This is a genomic window from Methanotorris igneus Kol 5 (assembly GCF_000214415.1).
Taxonomy (GTDB): domain Archaea; phylum AGJL01; class Methanococci; order Methanococcales; family Methanococcaceae; genus Methanotorris; species Methanotorris igneus.
Genome location: NC_015562.1, coordinates 1054609 through 1077247, shown reverse-complemented (window position 1 = coordinate 1077247; position 22639 = coordinate 1054609). Strand labels below are relative to the sequence as shown.

24 protein-coding genes and 1 CRISPR repeat array are annotated in these 22639 nt (G+C 30.6%); of the genes, 4 read left to right on the top strand and 20 right to left on the bottom strand.

Going from position 1 to position 22639, the window contains the following annotated elements; genetic code table 11:
- Window positions 1-236 precede the first annotated feature (236 nt).
- From METIG_RS05410 to purT, 19 genes are all read right to left on the bottom strand, one after another.
- Complete coding sequence (locus METIG_RS05410; protein WP_013799221.1) at window positions 237-1970, bottom strand: DNA-directed DNA polymerase II small subunit; 1734 nt, start codon at window positions 1968-1970, stop codon at window positions 237-239.
- Between the two features lie 25 nt (window positions 1971-1995).
- Window positions 1996-3045 (bottom strand): hypothetical protein, encoded by a 1050-nt coding sequence (locus tag METIG_RS05405; RefSeq protein ID WP_013799220.1) that lies wholly within the window; start codon window positions 3043-3045, stop codon window positions 1996-1998.
- A 75-nt stretch (window positions 3046-3120) separates the two neighbouring features.
- Window positions 3121-3558: a RecB-family nuclease gene (locus METIG_RS05400; protein WP_013799219.1), complete on the bottom strand. Its 438-nt coding sequence runs from the start codon at window positions 3556-3558 to the stop codon at window positions 3121-3123.
- A 21-nt stretch (window positions 3559-3579) separates the two neighbouring features.
- Window positions 3580-4593 (bottom strand): ATP-binding protein, encoded by a 1014-nt coding sequence (locus METIG_RS05395; protein WP_013799218.1) that lies wholly within the window; start codon window positions 4591-4593, stop codon window positions 3580-3582.
- A 20-nt stretch (window positions 4594-4613) separates the two neighbouring features.
- Complete coding sequence (locus METIG_RS05390; protein WP_013799217.1) at window positions 4614-5690, bottom strand: DNA cytosine methyltransferase; 1077 nt, start codon at window positions 5688-5690, stop codon at window positions 4614-4616.
- Between the two features lie 256 nt (window positions 5691-5946).
- Window positions 5947-7050, bottom strand: a complete 1104-nt coding sequence (locus METIG_RS05385; RefSeq protein WP_013799216.1) for an ABC transporter permease — start codon at window positions 7048-7050, stop codon at window positions 5947-5949.
- Between the two features lie 33 nt (window positions 7051-7083).
- Window positions 7084-7929, bottom strand: coding sequence for a hypothetical protein (locus METIG_RS05380; protein ID WP_013799215.1), 846 nt, complete (start codon window positions 7927-7929; stop codon window positions 7084-7086).
- Between the two features lie 16 nt (window positions 7930-7945).
- Window positions 7946-8623, bottom strand: coding sequence for an ABC transporter ATP-binding protein (locus METIG_RS05375; protein ID WP_013799214.1), 678 nt, complete (start codon window positions 8621-8623; stop codon window positions 7946-7948).
- Window positions 8624-8641: 18 nt separating this feature from the next.
- Window positions 8642-8956, bottom strand: coding sequence for a hypothetical protein (locus METIG_RS05370; protein ID WP_013799213.1), 315 nt, complete (start codon window positions 8954-8956; stop codon window positions 8642-8644).
- 101 nt (window positions 8957-9057) lie between these two features.
- Complete coding sequence (locus METIG_RS05365) at window positions 9058-10068, bottom strand: tetratricopeptide repeat protein (protein WP_013799212.1); 1011 nt, start codon at window positions 10066-10068, stop codon at window positions 9058-9060.
- Between the two features lie 159 nt (window positions 10069-10227).
- Window positions 10228-11721 (bottom strand): COG1361 S-layer family protein, encoded by a 1494-nt coding sequence (locus METIG_RS05360; protein ID WP_013799211.1) that lies wholly within the window; start codon window positions 11719-11721, stop codon window positions 10228-10230.
- Between the two features lie 10 nt (window positions 11722-11731).
- Window positions 11732-12385, bottom strand: a complete 654-nt coding sequence (locus tag METIG_RS05355) for a Yip1 family protein (protein WP_013799210.1) — start codon at window positions 12383-12385, stop codon at window positions 11732-11734.
- Window positions 12386-12444: 59 nt separating this feature from the next.
- A complete protein-coding gene (locus METIG_RS05350; RefSeq protein ID WP_013799209.1) occupies window positions 12445-12981 on the bottom strand; it encodes a stage II sporulation protein M in 537 nt (178 codons plus the stop codon).
- Between the two features lie 44 nt (window positions 12982-13025).
- The gene (locus METIG_RS05345; protein WP_013799208.1) at window positions 13026-13286 is read right to left on the bottom strand and encodes a hypothetical protein; all 261 of its coding nucleotides are present in this window, start codon (window positions 13284-13286) and stop codon (window positions 13026-13028) included.
- 51 nt (window positions 13287-13337) lie between these two features.
- Window positions 13338-13598 carry a hypothetical protein gene (locus METIG_RS05340; RefSeq protein WP_172632611.1) on the bottom strand — a complete coding sequence of 87 codons (261 nt, stop codon included), beginning with the start codon at window positions 13596-13598 and terminating at the stop codon, window positions 13338-13340.
- Window positions 13599-13894: 296 nt separating this feature from the next.
- Complete coding sequence (locus tag METIG_RS05335) at window positions 13895-14140, bottom strand: type II toxin-antitoxin system HicA family toxin (protein ID WP_013799206.1); 246 nt, start codon at window positions 14138-14140, stop codon at window positions 13895-13897.
- Window positions 14130-14342: a type II toxin-antitoxin system HicB family antitoxin gene (locus METIG_RS05330; RefSeq protein ID WP_013799205.1), complete on the bottom strand. Its 213-nt coding sequence runs from the start codon at window positions 14340-14342 to the stop codon at window positions 14130-14132. The genes METIG_RS05335 and METIG_RS05330 overlap by 11 nt, the downstream gene beginning before the upstream one ends.
- 59 nt (window positions 14343-14401) lie before the next feature.
- Window positions 14402-14941: a stage II sporulation protein M gene (locus tag METIG_RS05325; RefSeq protein ID WP_013799204.1), complete on the bottom strand. Its 540-nt coding sequence runs from the start codon at window positions 14939-14941 to the stop codon at window positions 14402-14404.
- Window positions 14942-15540: 599 nt separating this feature from the next.
- Window positions 15541-16707: a formate-dependent phosphoribosylglycinamide formyltransferase gene (gene purT / locus METIG_RS05315; RefSeq protein WP_013799202.1), complete on the bottom strand. Its 1167-nt coding sequence runs from the start codon at window positions 16705-16707 to the stop codon at window positions 15541-15543.
- Window positions 16708-16994: 287 nt separating this feature from the next.
- On the opposite strand from purT, the gene METIG_RS05310 reads away from it, so the two are divergent.
- Genes METIG_RS05310 through METIG_RS05295 form a run of 4 tightly spaced genes read left to right on the top strand, consistent with a single transcriptional unit; the run spans window position 16995 to window position 19592 of the window.
- Complete coding sequence (locus METIG_RS05310) at window positions 16995-18086, top strand: nucleic acid-binding protein (protein ID WP_013799201.1); 1092 nt, start codon at window positions 16995-16997, stop codon at window positions 18084-18086.
- A gap of 14 nt (window positions 18087-18100) precedes the next feature.
- Entirely contained in the window at window positions 18101-18418 is a 318-nt protein-coding gene (locus METIG_RS05305) for a DNA-binding protein (RefSeq protein ID WP_013799200.1), read from the top strand.
- A gap of 45 nt (window positions 18419-18463) precedes the next feature.
- Window positions 18464-18877, top strand: a complete 414-nt coding sequence (locus METIG_RS05300) for an OB-fold nucleic acid binding domain-containing protein (RefSeq protein WP_013799199.1) — start codon at window positions 18464-18466, stop codon at window positions 18875-18877.
- Window positions 18831-19592, top strand: a complete 762-nt coding sequence (locus tag METIG_RS05295) for a biotin--[acetyl-CoA-carboxylase] ligase (protein WP_048055549.1) — start codon at window positions 18831-18833, stop codon at window positions 19590-19592. Before METIG_RS05300 ends, METIG_RS05295 begins: the two co-directional genes overlap by 47 nt.
- 217 nt (window positions 19593-19809) lie before the next feature.
- Window positions 19810-20434: direct repeats of the CRISPR family, unit length 31 nt; unit sequence ATTTCCATCCCCCTATGGGTCTGATTTTAAC.
- Between the two features lie 614 nt (window positions 20435-21048).
- Here METIG_RS05295 and METIG_RS05290 read toward each other — a convergent pair.
- Window positions 21049-22605 carry a 2-isopropylmalate synthase gene (locus METIG_RS05290; protein WP_013799197.1) on the bottom strand — a complete coding sequence of 519 codons (1557 nt, stop codon included), beginning with the start codon at window positions 22603-22605 and terminating at the stop codon, window positions 21049-21051.
- Between the last annotated feature and the right edge of the window lie 34 nt (window positions 22606-22639).

Sequence of the window (22639 nt, the reverse complement as noted above, 5' to 3'; positions counted from 1 at the left end):
TTTCTTCTATTTTATTTCAAAATATTGAAAAAAATAATTTTTGAATTCCACTAAAGATGATAAAATCTAAAGATTATTAGTATTAGTAAAGACATATTATAATCAACAACAAAAACCATATTGCCTTTCGAAACTGCTTATTTTTTCATGAGCAAATGTTTTGGAATATAGCACACAATAAATCGAAGCTCCATGATTTCCCCAATATGTTAAAATCATAAAACAATAAGCTAATATCATCCCTTTACAATCAATTTTCCATTGTCCCATTCTAAATAGTGCCCACTCATTCCTATTTTAGACAAGTCGAGTATCGGTACAATTCCTGGTGTTGGCTTAATACCCATTTTTTTCTGGAATGCTGTTTGTTCTTGGAATGTCCCGCTGTTAACCATTGCTACTCCTTTATAAATACCATAACCATTTATGTGAATGTGCCCAGTGTGGAAAATATCTGGTTCCCTTTCAATAACCAAATAATCCTTATGTTCTGGGGCAATTGGACATCTTCCTCCATAGGTTGGACATAGCAATCTTCTCTTTAACAATTCCTTCATGATAGTTGATGGTTCTGTGTATTTTGCAGATGGCACTAATCCAACAATATCGTCAAAACTTCTACCGTGATATAGGAGGAAATCCAAACCATGGACATTCACCATTGCAGGATTACCCACAAATGTTACGTTATCCATGTTGAACAACTTAGTAATCTTCTCTGGAAGTTTTGGTTGTGGTTCTGCTGGTCTAACAGCATCGTGGTTTCCTGGAGAAATAATAACATGAATATGCTCTGGAATTTGCTCTAAATACAATGCAATCTCCTCATATTGCGACATAATATCTATCTCATACAAATCCTCCTCCTGCCCAGGGTAGATTCCAACTCCATCCACCAAATCCCCAGCAATTGAGATATATTTTATCCTACTGACAACTTTCTCTTCAACCCCATTACTCACATTTCCATTTAAAAATTCTATAAATTTGTTAAAGGTATCTTTCATAAATTCATAACTCCCAACGTGAATATCTGATAAAAATGCAACATAGATTTGCTCATCTGTTCTATTTGGTTCTTTTGGTGTAATATCGGGCCTAATAGCCCTATCAGCAAACATTAAATTTCCTTTATCATTTATCGTTCCAATAAATCCAATAACCTCATCTAAAAGGATATCATCAGGCAATTCTCCATTAGCTATTTTTTCTTTTGTTAACAACACTGTAAATGAAGCGTTCTTATCCTCTATTTCAACCAACTTATGCCCATTTTTTGTTGTATTTACATCTGAGACAATACCAACAACGAATATGTTATCTTCTCTTCTCTTTTTCTTTATCTCACTTAAAGGATATGCTCTTCTTTGAACTTTTCTCTCAATAAGCTTTTTAACCCTCTCATACCTATCATTGAAATATTTTATGAAATCATCAATTGTCCCCTCACATGTCGATTTTCCAGAAACATCTGTGTCATCATAAACTTTTATTATTGCATCAATATCCTTTGCATACCATTTGATACTTGTGTTTATACTCTTGAGTCTCCTAATTTCACTCATTCTTTTTTCTCTTTCTGCTTTTCTTTTTTCCTCTTCTATTTTTTCTTTATCTTCCTCTTCTCTTGACAATATTTTTTTGATTATCTCCTCTCTTTCAGCATCATCAACTATTTTTTTCTTTTCTTCTTTAACTTCTTTTTTATCCTCTTTTTTTATTTCAAATTTCTCTCCTGTATAATATGCGATAAAATCAAAATTTCCATACTCTTTCACAATCCAATCCAAATCATGATTCAAAAAGATATCCAAAAAGTGTTCATCCAACAAAATAAACTTATCATTTATAGTTTTAAATTCTTTGATTTTATTAATTAGTTCCTCAACTTCCTTCCCATCCAAATTTTTGATACGCTTATAGACATTTGGGGATAAAAGAACCTCAATCTCTAAAAAATTTTCAATCATATTTTCCCTTTTAAGATTTATTTATCTATTTTTGTTTTTTGTCTTTTGATTTTAATTTCAAATGCATATTTATGTTGTAGCAGAGATAGTCCAACGGATGAATAATGCCTCTCTTTTTACATATATCATCTGGATTGCAATAATAACTTAACCCCTTTCCACCATCGTCCTTCCAATTTTTACAGTATTCGCAGTGTGTTATGTGGTCTGCAACCTTATAGCCAATATTGTGGCTTATATAATACCTTGTCTTTTTCTCATCAAAGTCCTCAACATTCTTAAAGAGCATATTTATTAAGTCATCAATAAACTTTTCTATTTCTTCCTCTGATGCTATATCTAAGGCAGAGATATTCACCAACTCCCCTTTATCATTCAAAGGTCTTAAGTTGGGATTGAATTTAGCACAAAACCAATAAACAACAAAACTTCTCCTTGCGTAATGGGATGGGGAACCACCGCTCAATATATCATTTAAAATACCTCTAATACATGGTGGATGCCAATCTAATGGAATTTCTCCTTTGTAATCCAATGCTTTTATTCCTTCAATACCCTCAAATTTAACTTTGTCTTTTAAGTAATTGTCTATATCATTTAAGATATTTTTTATTGTTTCATCTTCTGGAAGTTTTACTTTTTTAATTTTATCTATAAGTTCTTTTAATTTGACTCTAATAAATTCTTTTGCATAAATTTTTTTAATTTCATAGATATTCACTTTCCCATTCTTTAAATCCAATCTTTCCAAATGTAAATCGTTATTTTTAGATAAGGATGCAATTTTTATGTATTCCCACACATTTATTTCATTTGGTAAGTTATTTAAAATGTCCTTCCAATATTTTTCAGAAAATTTCTTAATATACGCATTGTGAAACCTTGTATAAGCAATTAGAATTAATGTTAAGTACTTGATTAGGGCATCACCTTCTTTATGGTTCTCAAAAAACTTGTGGTAAGTGTCGTTATCCTCAAAAATATATTTTAATAGATACTCAATCCCCCTTCTATTTTCTTTAACCGCCTCAACAAAATCAACATCTTTAAATTTATCCAAATGTTCCCAAAACATAAGGCAACACCTTGTAAAAACATAATTACAAACAAAATAACAAAAATAATAAAACAAAAAAGAAAAAGATTACGTTTATAACAATTGCAATTCTTTCATCTTATATAAGAATATTGCAACTCCTCCAATGGCTCCAACTTCATTTTCAGTTAAATATACACCCTCCCCTTTCTCCAACTCCAATTTTGTGAAGCCAGTTGAAGCTCCACAGAAGACAACCAAATCATTCTTTCCAATGCTGTTAAAGTCAACTTCTTTATCGCATGTTTCTTTGTTTCCAATTAGTATAACTTTTTCTGGCCTTAAAACCTCTATTGCATCATCTAAATCTTCAAAGAATAACACATTCTTCCCTAATCTACATGCCAATTTATGAGCAACTGGCACTCCACTTTGAGCAGCTGAACCCGTTGCCTTTGTTATAACTATTGTATCAACACCAAAACCAAATACTATTCTTGCAAATTCTTCAACCTGCTTAGCACTGTATGTGTTGTGCAATGCGATGAACATTTCTCTCACCTTTTTGTTTTTTTATTCAATAATATTTTTAATTGCATACCATTTTTTTAATGATGTTGGTTTTATAATACCATTAACTACATCATAAAACAAAATTTCACTTTCTATTAACATTTTAAAAGTGCTAAATAATTCATCATCAATATATTTACTCTTTATATAAAGGTCATCTTCAAATAAACTTAATGTCTCTAATATCTCCTCTTTTTTGTTCAAATTTGTTCTTATAAAGTATCTAATCCTCTCTTCCTCAACATTAATCCAATTCCTTATAGTTTCTTCAACTGAGACCCCCAATTTTTTATTTTCAACCAAATCAAATATTTCATAAGGCAAGGATATATAACTTATGGCATAATTTATTTCCCTCTTATTAAAATTCTCTTCTTTTAGAATTTTTTTAATATCCTCTTTGTTTAACCAGTCAACTAAATAAAATTTTGAAGTTTCTGCCAATGAAGAGTTGCTATAAACTTCATTAATAAATAAGCTATCTGATGTTAAGCAAATAACGTGACAAAGATGTTCCATTTTTGTTAAAGATACAAATAAATTGAATAATTCATTTAATAGTGACTTATTTCCGTTAAAATAAATACTTTTTAATTTTTGCAATTCATCAATGATTAAGATTGGTTTCTTTCCTTCTTCAACAACAGCATTAATGTCTTCATTTATCTTTCTAAAAACGTCGTTTAAAGAGACGTTTTTAAAATCATAATCTTCATCAACTCCAAATTTAAATATCTTAAAGTTTAATTCTAAGGTATTTCTCAAATATTTTTTATCCCCCTTTTCAAAAAACACATTTAAGAATTCCTCTTTTGTTGTTGTAGCATATTTTCTTAGATTGTAATAGAAGAAGACCAAATCTTCCCTATCTTCTAAATCTTTAATAACCCTCTTCATAACCGTTGATTTTCCTGAAGATTTAGGGCCATAAATAAATAAAATTGAATTTGGGATTAATTGACAGTAAGTTTTTAGATAATTTAGTTCTTTCTCCCTATCATAGAATTTAATCATAAAATCACTTAATATCCAACCTATAGATTCTCTTTGACTACTTTAGCTATTGCCCTTGATAAAGTAGGGGGAACACTCTCCCCAATTTGGTTAAACTGGCTATCTTTTCCACCAACAAATAAGTGGTAATCTGGATAACCCATTAATCTCGCCTGCTCTCTTGGTGTCAATGACCTATTTTCAAATGGGTGGATAAACCTCCTCTTTCCCATGACCGTTGGTGCTATTTTATATGGATGCAACTTAATATAGTTATCTAACACTCCACATGAACCTTTAAATTTAACCACGCCTTCTCCCCACTTTGCCTTTGGCAATCTTTTTAAAACTCTCCTTGGTAATGTGACATACTCATGGTTTGGAACATCCCTTCCCTTAAACATCAAATCTTCAATCGCTTTAATAACCACTACTGGTTCTGATTTCTCTGGATTTATTTCAATGTTTGAGACAAAAACCCTCCTCCTCGATGATGGATTTCCATATTCTTCCGCCCTCAAAACATTGAAATAAACATCATAACCTACTTTTTTAAATTCCTTCTCTATGCTCTCCTTAATCTCTGGCTCCAAAATACCCGGAACATTTTCCATGACGAAAATCTCTGGCTGCAAGTCCCCAACAATCCTTATATACTCTAAAACCAACCTCCCCATTTCATCCTTATATAATCTATCAAATGGATTCTTTTCCCTGTTTGGATTAGCCCCAGTATATGCTTCACATGGGGGCCCTCCAATAACAACATCAACCTTTTTGCAGATTTTTAGGATATCATAGGAATGGATTTCCCTTATATCATCATTTATAACCACTGGATTAATATCTCCTCTATATGTTCCCAATTTCTTCAAAATCTCCACATCTTTATCAGTTAAAGGTATGTTGAATAGAATATCCCCAACATAGCACGAGATTCCTTTTTCAACCAATTCATTTAAACGCTTCTCATATAACCTGCCATTGAAATTTAAAGCATAAGCACTCGCTGCTCTCTCCTCAATTTCTATTGCAACAACGGGCTCAAAGCCCTCCTCAACGAATCCTCTTGAAAATCCTCCACATCCACAGAATAAATCTACAAATTTAAATCTCATAATTATCCCTTGCTCTCCTTTATTGAATCATAAAATTTAGGATATACATAACTTAATATATCACCTAAAAAAGATAGTTAAAATATAGTCGTGTGCGGAAATGATATACGGCAAAACCTTCGGTTTTGCCATATTAAAATTTGAAATAACGCATTAACCTTAAAAATTTACTAATGTCATATTCCAAATTATACGGCAAAATCCCTTGGATTTTGCCAAATATCTCTAACGCACACGAGTATAATATGAAACTCACTTAATCGCTCTTTAACGCCTTTATTGGATCTAAATTTGCAGCTTTGTATGCAGGATATAGTGATGCAACTATGGATGTTCCAACACCAAATAAAATTCCCAAAAATACATAAATTAAACTTTCCATTGTTATAGATGATCTCAGTAAATAATGGACAACTAAATAACCTACCCCTAAACTCAACATTGCTCCAATAATACTTCCAACAACTCCTAAAATTAAAGCTTCATAAAGGAACAAGGTTATTATATCTCTCTTAGACGCGCCAATACTTTTCATAACACCAATTTCCTTTGTTCTTTCAATTGTGCTCATTAACATTACATTTCCAATTCCAATTCCTGCAACTAATAAAGATATTCCACCGATACCCATTAAAAACAACGATACTTTATCCATAACATCATTTATTGATTGGAGAATTCTATCCATGGACAATACAATAGCTGTTTTTTCTTTCCTATTCATAATTTTTTCTGTTTCATTTTTTATTTTACTAATATCATCTTTATTTTTTACATAAAGAACTATCATTGAGTAATTATTCCCATAAAATCTTTTGTATGTTTTTTCTGATAAGATTATTGAATTTTGAGAAATTACAAAAAAAGAACTGTTGTATATTCCATTTATTCTAAGGGATATATTTTTCAAAACAACCATATCTCCAGTATTAACATCATGAATATTGACAAAAAAACTATCTGCATATGTTGTTGTATCGGTTAATTTATTTTTGATGCCTAAATTTAAATACTTTATATCCTCTTTTTTTATACCATATATTGTTACATACGCCTTTTTATTTTTTCCTTTAATATATACAATATCAGTTTTTGATGAAATTGGAATTACAATGCAGTTTAGTTTTTTTAGTTTATCCACATCTTTTTTTGTAAAATGTAAATACCCTTCTTCAGTATTTGGCAATACAACAACAAAATTTGCTACCCCTTCAAAATTTTTAATGATTCCTTGTTTTAATCCTCCACCTAAAATTCCTAAGGAGGAAATAGCCATAACACCTATAATAATCCCCAACAACGCTAAAGTACTTCTTAAAATATGCCTATTTAGATTCCTCTTTGCCATCTTCAAATACATGATTTCCCTCAAAAGAATAAAATATGTTTTTATTTATCTTTCAATATCTAGCATCTTAAAAATCATTATTAAACTGTAAATTATCAACCATACTATAAAACTTCCTATTGAAAATACGTGGTGATAATACAGTGTAAATGCCCAAAAAGAAATTAGTGTTATTACACTAAATACAATAGAATATTTCAACATTTCTAAACTGTATTTTTTTAAATCACCTAAATTAGTTAATTTTGAATAGATATAGGTGGATGATGGAACCGATATTAAAGCACCCAATACATATATGAAAAAAATAAATTTTTCAAAATGCCAATAATCACTGGGATAGGTAAAATAATCCTCTGTAATAAATGTATAAATACCCCAATACAGGGGATATGTTATTGCAAGGTATATCAATAGAGATAGTGCAATTATCTTTATTCTATCTAAAAATGACAATTTTTTTCCATATAATTCGCTTATCTTTATAAACATTGCCATGAATACAACATAGCAAATAAATCCATTGGATATTCCCAATAATGAGATATATGCAGGGTAATAAACTGATATAACATATAGGGCAATTTTTGAAATTAGCAACATCGAAGTAATTTTTAACAAATATCCTGATAGTGCCTTTACTTTACCCTTTGAATAATAATAGGACACCGATAATACCGCCAATATTGAAGAGATAAGGAATGTAAAATACCCTACTTCATTTTCTATAAAGTAATTGTTCCCAGAAAGCCAGGTTTTACCAAATAATGAAATTATCATTGAAAAGGATAATGGTATTGCCAACACATTAAGCAAAAACCAAACCATTATGGATATAATACCAACTTTTTTAATATCGAATAATTCCCTATCTTTGATATTATCTATCATTTTTCCCCCCAAAGTATTATTCCTCAACTATATTTCCATCTCTAAGGTAAATTACTCTATCTGCATATTTTGCCACAGCTAAATCGTGGGTAACTACAACAACAGTTTTTCCACTATCGTTTAATTTTTTTAAGAGCTCCATAATTTTACCACCAGTTTTTGAATCCAAACTTCCAGTAGGTTCATCACACAGTAAAATTGGAGGATTGTTTGCCAGTGCTCTTGCTATAGCCACTCTCTGCTGTTGTCCTCCACTTAATTGGTTTGGTTTATGGTTTGCAAATTTTTCATCTAATTCAGCCATTTTTAAACATTTTAGTGCTATTTTCTTTCTTTCTTCTTCGGATAGTGTGTTCCTATATTTAAAAATTAATGGGAGTTCAACATTTTCCAATGCAGTTAAAAGAGGGATTAGGTTAAATTGCTGAAATACAAATCCAATCTTATTTCTCCTAATTTTTGTCAGTTCTTCATCATTCAAATCATTTATTTTTATTTTGTCGATATAAACTTCCCCACTGTCTGGTTTATCCAAACATCCGATAATATTCAACAATGTTGATTTTCCGCTTCCACTAGGTCCCATAATTACTACAAATTCCCCCTCTTTTATTTTTAAATTTACATTTTTTAAAGCATAAATTATTTCCCCACCCATTTTGTAGGTTTTTGTTACATTTTTTAATTCAATCATCGTATCCCTAAAATTATCTTAATATATGTTGATATAATCGGCTATACTACTTAGAAGATTCAACAAAAATATTAAAAATGGTATTACCAAGCTTTTTTTGAATGCTAATTTATAGTTGTATTGGATTCCTTTTGCAAACAATAGCATTGCCCATAATGACACCATTATATCCATTAACTTAATTATGTAACCTCCATCAGCATATAATGTATTCGTTAAAATGGAAATAAGCTGAATAATTAAAGCAACTGTCATTTCAATTAAATATACAAAAGAAACTTTTGTTAAAATATCTTTGAAAAATTTATCTGGGTTTAATATTAGGTCTTTCATTAGTTCACCAATTATTAATTATTGAGATTTAAAGAATGATAAATGAATAATTGAAAAGATTAAGCTATATACCCCCACATTTTTTAAATTCAATACATATTCTATTTAGTTAATTCTAATTTTCTAAGATATTTTTCCGCTTTTTCAACATTTCCAACTTCTCCATAAGTTAAAGCAATAACTTCATATATTTCATCATGGTATGGATTTATCTCCTTTAACTTTTCAAAATATTCCATAGCTTTTTCATCTTCTCCTAAATAAATATATATTCTTCCCATAAATTCGTAAATCTGTTCTAATTCAAACACATCTGGGTTTAGAGATAGTGCTTTTTCAAAATATTTTAATGCATCTTCGTATTTTTTCAATTCTACATAAGAATGAGCTATTTTTAAAATTAAGTTGACATCTTTTGGTTTTAATTCTAAAGCTTTTTTGTAATAGTTTATTGCTTTTTCATAATCTTTTTCATAGTATATATCTCCTAAATACTCCAGTGCCTCTACATCGTTTGGATTTAATTTTAAAATTTTTTCGAAGTATTTTATTGCATTTTCTTCGTTATTCAAGTTATAATATGCTTCTCCTAATCCAAAGAGTGCTTTATAATTATTTTCATCTTTTTCTAATACCTTTTCAAAGTATTTTATTGATAAATTTATTTCATTTAAACTTATCCTCAATAAGGTGTAACCCTTTTTACATAAAACCTCTAAATCTTCTGAATTAATTTCTAATGCTTTATTATAACAAAATAATGCCTCATAATAAGCTTTGCATAGATATGCCTTATCCCCAAGATTCTTCCAAAGTTTCCAGTTGTTAATGTCTTTACTGCTTAAGTTTAAAATGTCATCTATTTCACTCGATATTTTATTAATATCCTCATATAAAGGCGATATTTCACTATATATGAACCATAAATTACGTAAATTTATATTATCTAAGTTAGTTTTTGATATTTCTTCAAAAATTTCATTAAAAACGTATATTATCCCATCTATAACATCTATAAGAATCTCTGTAAGTTCTTTTCCAAATATATGGTCATTTTCTAAAACTTTATTTTTTAATAAGTTTAAAGTTTCCAATGTAAATTTTTTGTCCATCTAATCACCTACTTTCCTTCATTAAATCTTCAATCTTCGTTTGGTTTTTCCCAGCTCTTCTGCACTTCTAAATGTTCCATCAGGATATAATTCCCCTTTAAACTTTCCTCTCTTATCAAAAATTTCTAAATGATTTTTATGGAATGTATCTAATTTTGGTTATTTCTCATCTTTTCTTACAAACCCCCTATAAATCAAATAAACTACCCCAAAGCAGAATACTATAGCTATTCCAATAACTAAATAATTAACTTCTTCTTTATTATTGTTTTTTAAAGAAATAACATCCCCATTAATTTTTATTGTCTTATAAATCGTTACTAAATTGTTATTTTCATCCCTATAAGTTATTACAATTGGAATCTCATTTACAGTTCCATTAATTTGGCAGTGCAACTCAAAACTTCCATAATCATCTGGGTTTAATGTACCTATAAAGTAGTTTTCATAGGGCCTTTTTGGTATGATGTTTTTTGTTTTTTTGATGCTTATTAAAACGCTCTTTGCTGGAGCAGTTCCAATGTTTGATAAATCTCCAGTTATTATTTTTTCTCCAAATCCTTCAACATTAACACCTGTTAAAACCAACTCTGCCTTTCCAATGACATTTATGGTTAGGTTTTTGTTTATTTCATTTTCATCGAAGTAAATTTTTATTGGAATCTCTTTTATTCCCATTTCATTTATTTTTATTTTAAAAGATACATTTTTTGTTTCCCCTTTTTTAATGAAGATTGTTTTTTGGTTGTTTCCTAAGTAGTATTTTCCAATGGTTATGATAAAGTTGGCATCTTTGTAGTTGTTTCTTATTAAAATTGTTAAATTGTTGATTTTTCCAACTGGACAGGTAATGTTTTTTAAATTTATTGAAATTAAGTCATTTGGGACTATTTTGAAAGTTAAAGTTCCCTTTTCTTCAATAGTTTTTTGATTTTTATAGGTTGATGTTGTTGACGTATCCGTTTCTGTCTTATCAGTTAATTCCAACAAGTTATACTGGTTTTGGTAAGTTATTGTATAAGGCAACTCCCCTATTTCCCCATTTGCATATAAAATCAACCTTATTAACTTTGTTTCTCCTGGTTTTAGGTAGTTAATAACATAACTATTGCTTAACGCATAGATATTTTTTCCATTTTCAAAGGTTATTTTTATGTTCTCTGCTATTCCTGTTCCTTTATTTGTAATTCTTAAGAATATCTTGTTCGTCCCCTCCTTTAATATTGGTGGATTTTGGATTTCTATTATTGCTTCTCCCCTAACTGGAATTTCAAAGATTCTGTTTTCTGAATACTGTTCCCCATTTTCTGTGTAATTACAGTATGCTACGATTTTATAATCCTTTGATGGAGCGTTGTCTTTAATTTTTATTATAAAGTGTCCTACTCCCTGTTCAGATTGAAACAAATGTCCCACATAATCCTTTCCTTTAATAATTTGGATATATTCTTTACTGATACCATAAGGATATATGCCAATTATGGTATTGTTTATCTCTTTTTCCGGTGTGATTACAACCCATAAGTCGTAGGTTTTTCCTGGCTCTAAGTATTCATTTTTGTAATCAAAACTTGTAAATTCTATTGCGTTTATTGTATTTAAAATTAGTAATAATGATAAAAATGTTAAAAAAATAAAAGAGGATTTTTTCATATATCCCACCTTATAGGAATTTAGCCACGCTATATAACTGATAAGCCCCAAATAATACTGTTGGGATTAATGCAACTATAAATGCCTTTTTTAATTCTAAATTCCTTGCATACTTTATACCATAAGTCCATAAACCTAAATTCCACAAACTAACCGCAATACCAATTAAAAGATTTGTATATACCATGGGTTTTGGGATTATTGAAGACATGACTTGTTTTACAACTGCAGGATTTTGGAGTTGTGCCATTGTTAAAGTTGGAACATGAGCATTTGAAAGGAAATAATAACCTATTGGTATTGTTATACATAATGCTATTAAGTTTGGTAAGAATCCATAGCCAGTAAATTCAAATGTTCTTTTAAAAGAACCTTCCCCCTTAAATGCCATTGATATTAAGTGCATTACCCCTGCTATTAATAACCATGCTATAAATCCCCCCACTAAAGTAGAGACTGCGGAAATTATTCTCATAATCGACATCATATTTTGCATATCTGGTGGGAATATTTTAAACATTATCGATGTTGTATAGTAGGAATAGATACACATCAACACAGAAAACATAAGTACTATTAAGAATGGGGTTTTAAGAGAGACATCTTTATCTGCTAAATTTTTAAAGAAGTTGTTTGGATTTAGAATTAGTTCTTTTATGTTCATTTTCTCCCCTCGTTATTTTGATATTAATTTATTTTTATTTAATTATTATATTTAAGTGTTTATGATAATAAATAATTCGCTATCTTTGGAGTAATATAAACCTCTACGAATGCTGCTATTATGATTAGGATTATTGATATTCCTGCTAATTTTAAGAATTCTTTTATATCTTCTTCTGTTATTGGTTTTTCTTTCTTATCTAAGAGATAAAGAATAACTTCATAAGGAATTTTGAAACCTGCTGTTGCTGATATAAGCATTGCTGGAATTTCGAATATTCCGTGTGGAAGAATTAAAGCAGTTATTAATTTTAACGGTTCGTCAGTTAGGAAAGTAGAACCAACCAATATACCAACATTAAAACCATTAAATATTAAGTTTATAAAAGTAGATAAACCAAAAGTTATAGCTCCTGCCAACATTAGAAGGATAACTTTTAGATTAGTTAGTAGGATTGTAAGGAAGTTGAATTTTATATTTAGTTTTTGGTTTAATTCTTCTCCATTGTAGTTTTTTGAAAAATCGTTTATAGATGTGATTCCTGAGATGAAACCTATTGAGAAGATTAGGATTGTTAGTATTGATGGTAGTTTCATGGTTTCACTGATTATAATAATTGTTTAATGAATGTATATTTTATTTATAATGTGTGAACTAAAATAAAATGAATGCCAGCAATTAATAAAGTTAAATATATTAATATTATAATTATATTTACAAATGTCTTTCCAAATATTTTATAACATTGTTTATATGACTCAGTGTATATCGAAATTCCAAGTGCTAATGTTGAAATACCTATCAATATTGAGTAAAAATAACCTTTACTAATAAAATATATTATAAAATATAATAAAGGTAAAAGAAATAAAAATATTGCAAGTTTTGTTTTATCCTTCATAATTTACACCCCAATTTTTAAAAAAAATAAAAATAATAGAAATACTAAAAATTATGCTAGTAATCCAACTCCAACAATTACTAACCCCACACCAGTAGCTGCTAATCCAGCACCAGCATAATATAATATACTACCAGCTGCTGCATTTTCTAAGGCATAAGTACCAACCCCAAAGAGAATACTACCAACACCTGCAGTTGCAGCTCCATGATTTATCATATCATTACCTGTATCTTTGTTTTTATAATAGTAATAATATACTAATCCAGCATCTCCTAAAGCCACTGGCTCAGCTACTAAAGCCCCTATCATGCTTACTAAAACTAAAGTTCCAAAAATCTTATATACTTCTTTCTTTAAAAATTTCATTCTGTCACCTCGGTGGTTGCGGCTGAGTTGGCTCCGCCTCTATACCGAGGCATCATCACCAATTATTCTTTACTTTTTTAAAGTCCTTATTTTCCACATTTTTCATAAACAAAATAAATGCAAAACCACTATATATATATATAACGATTTAAATCGAATAGTAATGTATTTAAATTAAGTTTTTAAGTGATTAGGATTTTTAATAATTAATAAAATAGTAAAGGATTTATAAAAGTAAATTATTTTAATCTTTTTATTAACTCTTCCTTTGGAATGTTGTTCCATTTAGAAATATCGGTCAAAATATTGTTTAAAGTTCCTCTTGCTATCTCTTCATGATAAGGGATTGTTATATTGTGAATTCCAAGTTCCGTCTCTTTTCTTAATCTCACATGGCTCCCTCTCTGCCTAACGACTTCATAACCCAATTTTTTAAGAAATTTTATTAAATCCTTGCCACCGACAACTGGAAGTTTAGGCAACACTTGACACCTCCATCTCAGAAACAGAAAGGATTTTTATAACCTCCCCAGCTTTTAACTCATCTTCAAAGTGCAATTCAACAGCCTCCTTAAGATTTTTCATCAATTCATCTAAAGTTTTCCCCTGTGTGAATATGCTTACATCAATACCCTCTGCAATCCAATATTCCCCATCATAATAAACTCTAAATTTGACAGTTTTCATTTTTAAATCACCTAATTTTTAGTTTCATTATTCCTATTCCTCAATTATCTATTTAAATCTTATGTTAATAAATAATTCGCTATCTTTGGAGTAAGATAAACCTCTACAAAAGCTGCTATTATGATTAGGATTATTGAAATTAAAGCTAATTTTAAAAACTCTTTTATATCTTCCTCTGTTATAGGTTTTTCTTTTTTATCTAAGAGATAAAGAATAACTTCATAAGGAATTTTAAAGCCTGCTGTTGCTGATATAAGCATTGCTGGAATTTCAAATATTCCGTGTGGAAGAATTAAAGCAGTTATTAATTTTAACGGTTCATTAGTTAGAAATGTAGAACCGATTAAGATACCAACATTAAAACCATTAAATATTAAATTTATAAAAGTGGATAATCCGAAAGTTATAGCTCCTGCCAACATTAGAAGGATAACTTTTAGATTAGTTAGTAGGATTGTAGGGAAATTGAAATTTATACTTAAATTTTGATTTATTTCTTCTCTATTGTAGTTTTTTGAGAAGTCGTTTATGAATATAAATCCTGAGGTGAAACCTACTGAGAAGATAAGGATGGTTAATATTGATAGTAGTTTTTCCATGGTTTCACTAAAATTTCTTACTTAATCAATGCTATTAGTAAAATAAGTAATGAAACTAAAAAAGAAAATACTATAGTGAGTAAATTTACTATATTGTGAAGTTTAGAGTACAATTTTCTAAACAATTGCTGCCTAATATAACAATATATACCATAAGCTAAAAAATCTGTTGAAATAATAATAATACTTATATCAAAATTTCCCATTAACTTTGTTAGTAATCCATATGTAATACAAATGACAGCTACTAACATCTTTTTTTTCATACTGGTTTCTAATAATACATATTTATAAATTGTAAATATTAAAAAAATAGTCCCAAATAATAAAGGAACATTAAATATGTTTTCTAACAATAATATCACCTTACCATATATATTCAGTTAACGCTCATCTTCAAATATCATTACTTATACGGCAAACAAGTTTTACCATGATAATTTTTTATATGCAGCCCGCAAAGCCACGATAATAGTACACTATTTATATTAGGTAATCTTGAATGAACATGAGCGAAGAATAATAATTAGGACAAAAATGAATTATTAATAAACCATTAATCAAACCTTACATTAACTTTTATTTATTTTTTTAATCTTTTATTTAATCTTTACAGCATGAGCACACTTCTCAGCATTTTTTCTTGCTTCTTCAATACTATCAGCAGTTGCAAGAGCAACTCCCATCCTTCTACCAACAGTAGCAACTGGCTTTCCGAATAACCTTATCTTTGTGTTTGGAACTTTCAATGCTTCGCTTATGTCATATTTTGGATTCCACTTATGTATGTCTGATTTTATTACGTGGCTCGCTCCACATGAGATGAGTTTTGTTGAGACAGGTAACCCTAAGATTGCCCTAACATGGATTTCAAATTCACTCATTTCTTGCGTAACCATGGTAACCATTCCAGTGTCGTGTGGTCTTGGGGAAACCTCACTGAATATTACTTCATCTCCCCTAACAAACAACTCAACACCAAATATTCCATAACCTCCTAACGCATCGGTGATTTTTTTGGCAATATCTTGGGCGTCCTTTTTAAGTTCTTCACTCATTGGATGTGGTTGCCAACTTTCGTGGTAGTCACCATCTATTTGAATGTGCCCAATTGGCTCGCAGAACTTTGTCCCTTCAACAGTTCTTGCTGTTAAAAGAGTTATCTCATAATCAAAGTTAATAAACTCCTCAACGATAACTTTATTTGCCAATCCTCTTGCACCTTTTTGAGCAATCTCCCATGCCTTTTCAATATCTTCTTTGGATTTAATAACACTTTGCCCTTTTCCAGAAGATGACATGATTGGCTTTACAACACATGGAATGCCTATTTTTTCTACTGCCTCTTTTAACTCATCTAATGATGTTGCGAATTCATATTTTGCAGTTTTTAATTTTAATTCCTCTGCTGCCAATCTTCTTATTCCTTCCCTATCCATAGTGATTTTTGTGGCTTTTGCAGTAGGAATAACTGTGTATCCTTCTTTTTCCATTTCTATTAATGTGTCTGTGTTTATTGCTTCAATTTCAGGGACAATGTAGTCAGGATTCTCTCTCTCAATTATTGCTCTCAATGCATCCCTATCCTTCATGTCAATAACATAACTTCTATGAGCAACTTGCATTGCTGGGGCATTTTGGTATCTATCCACCGCAATGCACTCAACTCCTAACCTTTGGGCTTCAATAACAACTTCTTTTCCTAATTCTCCACTACCTAAGAGTAGTATCTTTGTTGCGCCGTCTAAAAGAGGGGTTCCTATCATCGTATCACATCCTTTGGGGTATATAAACATATATAAATAATGGACTATAAATGTATTTTCAAGAATAAATGATTTGGATGAACTGTTATAATGTGTGCAGTTTTAGAAATGGTAATAACCTCATTTATTGGCTTTGTAAATTTGAGAGTTTATATGCCCTGCAAGTTTCATAGATAGTTGCCTAAATTTTCAATTTAATCATGTTTAGCAAGGAATTAATTTAAACTATTGCAGAACGACTATAATAACAATATATACCCAGCTTTCCTTAAAAATACGGTGGAATTATGGTGGATTTAGAAGAAGTGAGAAAAAAGATAATGGATAAGTTAAAAATTTCAGAAAAAGAACTTGATGAATTAATTGACAAAAAAGTTAAGGAATATGGTGGGTTGTTAAATAAAGAAGCGGCAACTTTGTTAATATTTAAAGAATTGAAAGAATTAAAGGATGAAGATGGAGGAGATGAAGAAAAAGAAGAAGAAAAGAAAGGTAAAGAAAAAGAGGAAATGGAAGAAGAAGTTGAATTGGATGAGATTGATGTAGATATCATTCCATTAGAGGATGTTTTGGAGAGGATGATCGAAATTAATGCTGTTGCAAGGATTGAGAGAATTTTTGATGTGAAGGAAGTTAATGGGAATAAAGTAGTTAATATTCTCTTAAATGATGGGACAAGAAGAGCTTTGTTGTCACTGTGGAATGAGGACATTGAATTAATTAAAACTAAAAATTTGAAGGAAGGAGATTGTGTTTTAATAAAGAATGCTTACGCTCCAAAAATATACAAAGATAGGGTTCACTTATCCATTAGAGAGGGAGATATTGTTAAGGTTAAGGCAGATTTACCTCCAATTGAAGAACTTATAAGAATGGTTAATGAGAAGAAACTTTCATTTGAAAGGAAAAAAATAGATGAGTTAAAAGAAGGGGAAGGAGCAGAGATTAGGGGAATTATTGTTGCAATCCATAGTTCTGAGCCTTATTTCCCAGTATGTGAAAAATGTAATAAAAAGATGGTTTTAAAGAAGGGTTATGCTATATGTGGTTGTGGAAATAAAGTTGACGAGGAAAGTGAGGATTTAAAATGGATATTTTTGTGCAATGTGACGGTTGATGATGGTTCTGGCAATATAAAGGTTGTTTTGAATGACAATACCGATGCGATTGATTTTAATGAGTTAAAGAGATTGGTTATTGAAGGGGAGGATTTAGAGAAGTATTTAAATGAGAAACTTTTGGGTATGGATGTTGTTGTTAAGGGAATTGTGGTGTTTGATGACTATTTGCAATCCCCAGTATTTAAAGCGAGATATTGGGAAGAGACAAATCCAATTGAGGAATTTAAAAGGAAAAAAGAACAACATAACAAAGAATAATTGGTGGATAGTTTATGTATAAATTAAAAAAAATAAGTGAGATAAAGGATATTGATGAAAAAGTTGCTGTAATAGGGAGAGTTAAAGATATTGGTGAAAAGATAAAGGTTGAAGATGATAGTGGGGAAATTTTGGTATCTTTAAGAAAAAATTCCAACGATGTTCAATTGAATATAAATAGCAAAGTTTTGGTTTTTGGAACTACAAAACTCACACCAAAAGGCATAATAATTTTGGGAAATGTTGTTGTGGTGGATGATGCGGATGAGGAGTTGTTGATGGAGTTTGAGGACATAATTCAAAAGCTGAATAAAAAAAACAAGATAAACTAAACTAATAAAAATACTAATAAAAATAAACTAAACTAAGGTGAGTTTATGAGGCTAACTGCCAAAAGAATTCCATTAAAGGCATTAGATGAGGGGAATTATGTGGTAACTGAGGGTAAATGGGAGAGTAATTATTTGGAGCATCCAGTTTATGGTAAAGTTTCAAGGGTTGCTATCTATGGGGTTGTAATATCAAAGTATGAAAACAAAGCAAAAGAGGTTTGTTCAATAACTGTTGATGACTTTACTGGGGATGTTAGGGTTGTTGGATTTAGAGGAATGGCAAAATACCTTGAGAAATTTGATATTGGGGATATTGTTTTGGTAGTTGGGAAATTGAAGAAGGGTATTAGAGATGAACTTTATATCTCCCCAGAAATTGTTAGGAGGGTCTCAATAAACCATCTATTTTTAAATGCAATTGAGAATTTTAAAGTGGAGGGAGATATTGGGGAGATTTGAAATTATCCATTTGAATAGGATAGATTCTACAAACACCTACGCGTATAAACTTGCAAAGGAGGGGAAGAGGGATATTGTAGTGGTTGCAGATGAGCAAACCTCTGGAAGGGGTAGGCTAAATAGGGTGTGGTTTTCTGATTTTGGAGGATTGTATTTTTCAATTGTTTTGGAATCTGATGTGGATAAATTCCCAGTATTGAATTTTTTGGCACCAATCTGCATGGTTAAAACCTTAAAAAACTACTCAAATAAAAACTATGGTATAAAATGGCCTAATGATATAATAGTCAATAATAAAAAAATCTGTGGAATTTTGAGTGAGATTAATGTGGAATATGGTTTTATGGTTCTTGGGATTGGAATTAATGTGAATAATAAAATTAGGGAGGAGATTAGAGATATTGCAACATCATTAAAAGAAGTTGAAGGGAAGGAATTCGATAAGATGGAAATTTTAAAAACATTTTTGGAGATTTTTGAGAGTTATTTAAACAATTTAAGTCCAGAGAATATTTTGAAGGAATATAAGGAAAATTCTTTGACGTTAAATGAATACGTGAAAATAATAACTCCAAACAGAGAGATTTTTGGTCATGTTGTTGATATTACCTATGAGGGTATTGTATTGCAAACGGATGAAAAATTGGAAATTGTTGATGTTGGGGATTGTATCCATTTGAGAAAAGTGTTTCCATCCCCCTATGGCTCTAATTGAAACCTTTAAAAGAAACTTTTAAAAAGTTTCATCAAAGGGATGCACTGCCTCGCTACGCTCGGCAGTGCCTCTTTTAGGTAAAAATAAAATTTCCATCCCAAGGGCTGATTTTAACAAATCACTTAATTTTGATAAAAAACTTCTTTTTTCTATTTTCATCCCTAAGGGTCTGATTTTAACTTATAAGAAATGCCCATTTTATGATTTATCAAGTGGTGTTTCCATCCCCCTATGGCTCTAATTGAAACTTTTAAAAAAAGTTTCATCAAAATGGGATGCATTGCTTCGCTTCGCTCAGCAATGCCTCTTTTAGATAAATATAAAATTTCCATCCCCCTAAGGGTCTGATTTTAACGAGATTGAGGATTTAAGAAGAGATATACAGAAGAAATAATTTCCATCCCCCTAAGGGTCTGATTTTAACTTTGAATGCTTTTTTCCCTTTTTTAAAATCAGAATCTATTTCCATCCCCCTAAGGGTCTGATTTTAACTTTCTAATTGAGAGTTTAATTCAAGACTTGCCTTATTATTTCCATCCCCCTATGGGTCTGATTTTAACTATTTTGAAGATCTTAATGCATCTATAATAGATGATTTCAAAAATTTCCATCCCCCTATGGGTCTGATTTTAACGCAACAGTTGAAACACCACACTCCTCAGCAAGTTGTTATTTCCATCCCCCTATGGGTCTGATTTTAACTGTGATATATTTTAAACAGTGCAACTTAAAATGTAAAATTTCCATCCCCCTATGGGTCTGATTTTAACTGTTATCAAACCACTCAAAAAACAAAAAGGAGGTGATAACAATTTCCATCCCCCTATGGGTCTGATTTTAACAGGACAATATTTTGCTCTTTTTCCTATATAAAGGTTTCTATTTGCTTCTTTTTGGGACGTTAATTTTCGAAGGGGTATTAACACTGTTCATTTATATACCTCTGCACTTCCCTAAAAATCGTTTAAATTCGAAGTAATTTTTTAAAATCGTTTTAAATTGTTAAATAAACCCTATTAATCGGGGAAAATTTGAAATATAATCTATTAGGTTTTTAAATCCAAAAATCTCAATAAATCATTAAATTTAAATATGCAAATCTTTCAAAATAAAGCACCCTTCGAAATTTGATAAAAATCCATAAAATTAAAAAATAACTCCTAAAAATCAATTAAATTAAAAAATAAAAATTTTCAGCGAGGGAGGTTAGGTTGTAGATATTCATTGTCATATAAATCTTTACTTACCTAATATGCTACATTGAAAATTAAATTATAGTCGTGTGCGTTAGAAATTGGAAATATGTTATTAGTAAATTTTTAAGGTTTTATGAGTTATTTCAAATTTTAATGAAGAATAATGATTATTTGAAATTCACTAATGTATAAATAAGTTTAAAAATTAATGGCAAAACCTATAGGTTTTGCCGTATATTAATTCCGCACACGACTATATGTTACTTTACTTGAGACCTCAATATCTTATTAATCCCCTCAATTACTGCCTCAACTGATGCCCTAACGATATCTTCCCTCGCTGCCTTTGTTGTTACCTCTTTACCATAACCTTCTAACGTAACAATGACCTCTGCTAACGCATCAGTTCCTCCAGTGATGGCATTTATGTGGTATTCTTTCAACTTTATCTTCTCCCCAATAACTGACTGGATTGCCTTAACTGCTGCATCAACTGGACCTACACCAATAGCAGATGCCTTCTTAACTTCCTCATTTATCCTTAAAGCAACTGATGCTGTTGGGATTACCCTATTCCCTGTCATAACTGCAATTTGCTCTAAATCTACAACTCTCTCTGATTTTAATGTTCTTTTTGTAACATCCTCTACTATTGCCTCAACATCGGCATCAGTGACTCTCTTACCTTTATCTCCAAGTGATTTTATTCTATTTATGATCTCTTTAAATTGCTCTTCTGTAACGTTTTTCCCAACCTCAATACCGAGTTCTTTAAGTTTTGCTTTTATTGCATGTGCTCCAGTGTGTTTTCCAAGGATAATTTTTCTTTTTTGCCCTACGAGTTCAGGTGGAATTGGTTCATAGGTTAAAGCATGCTCTAAAACACCGTGTGCATGTATTCCACTCTCATGAGCAAAGGCATTTTCTCCAACGACTGCCTTGTTTGGCTGAGTTTTTATGCCTGTTAATCTTGATACCAATCTTGATAAATCGGTTAATTTTTCAGTTTTTATCTTTGTATTTAGTCCATATATGCTCTTTAAAATCATAACAACCTCTTCTAATGATGCGTTCCCTGCTCTCTCTCCAATACCATTCACTGTGCAATGTATCTGCTCTGCCCCTGCCTCAACTGCTGCTATGGAGTTAGCAACTGCAAGCCCAAAATCGTTGTGGCAGTGCACTGAAATTGGAACATCTATCTCTTTTTTAATCTCCCTTATTAAATACTCCATTGCCTTAGGTATCATAACTCCAACTGTATCTGGGACGTTTATAACATCCGCCCCAGCATCAACCGCATTTTTATAAACCTCTATCAAATAATCAATTTCAGTTCTTGTCGCATCCTCTGCTGAAAACTCAACTTTAATGCCATGGCTTTTTATGTATTCTATTGCCTCAACAGCCTTGTTTATAACCTCTTCTTTATCCATCTTTAACTTATACTTCCTATGCAATGGAGATGTTGCTATAAATGTGTGTATCCTATCAACTCCACAATCAATAGCTACGTCAATATCTTTCTTTACTGCTCTTGCAAGTCCACAAATTTCTGCATCTAAGTCAAGGGAAGTTATTTTCTTCACTGCCTCCTGTTCTCCAAGGGAAGATACGGGAAATCCCGCCTCTATAACATCAACACCAATATTGTTTAACGCTATAGCAATTTCAACTTTCTCATCAGGTGTTAAAGAAACTCCTGGTGTTTGTTCTCCATCCCTTAGAGTTGTATCAAATATCTTAATGCTTTCTGGTGGGGTTATATCTTTTATTGCCTCCTTGATTATGTCGTTTATTTTGCAGTAAGGTTCCATTTGTTTCACCTTTATTTACTCCTAAGAAGCTCTG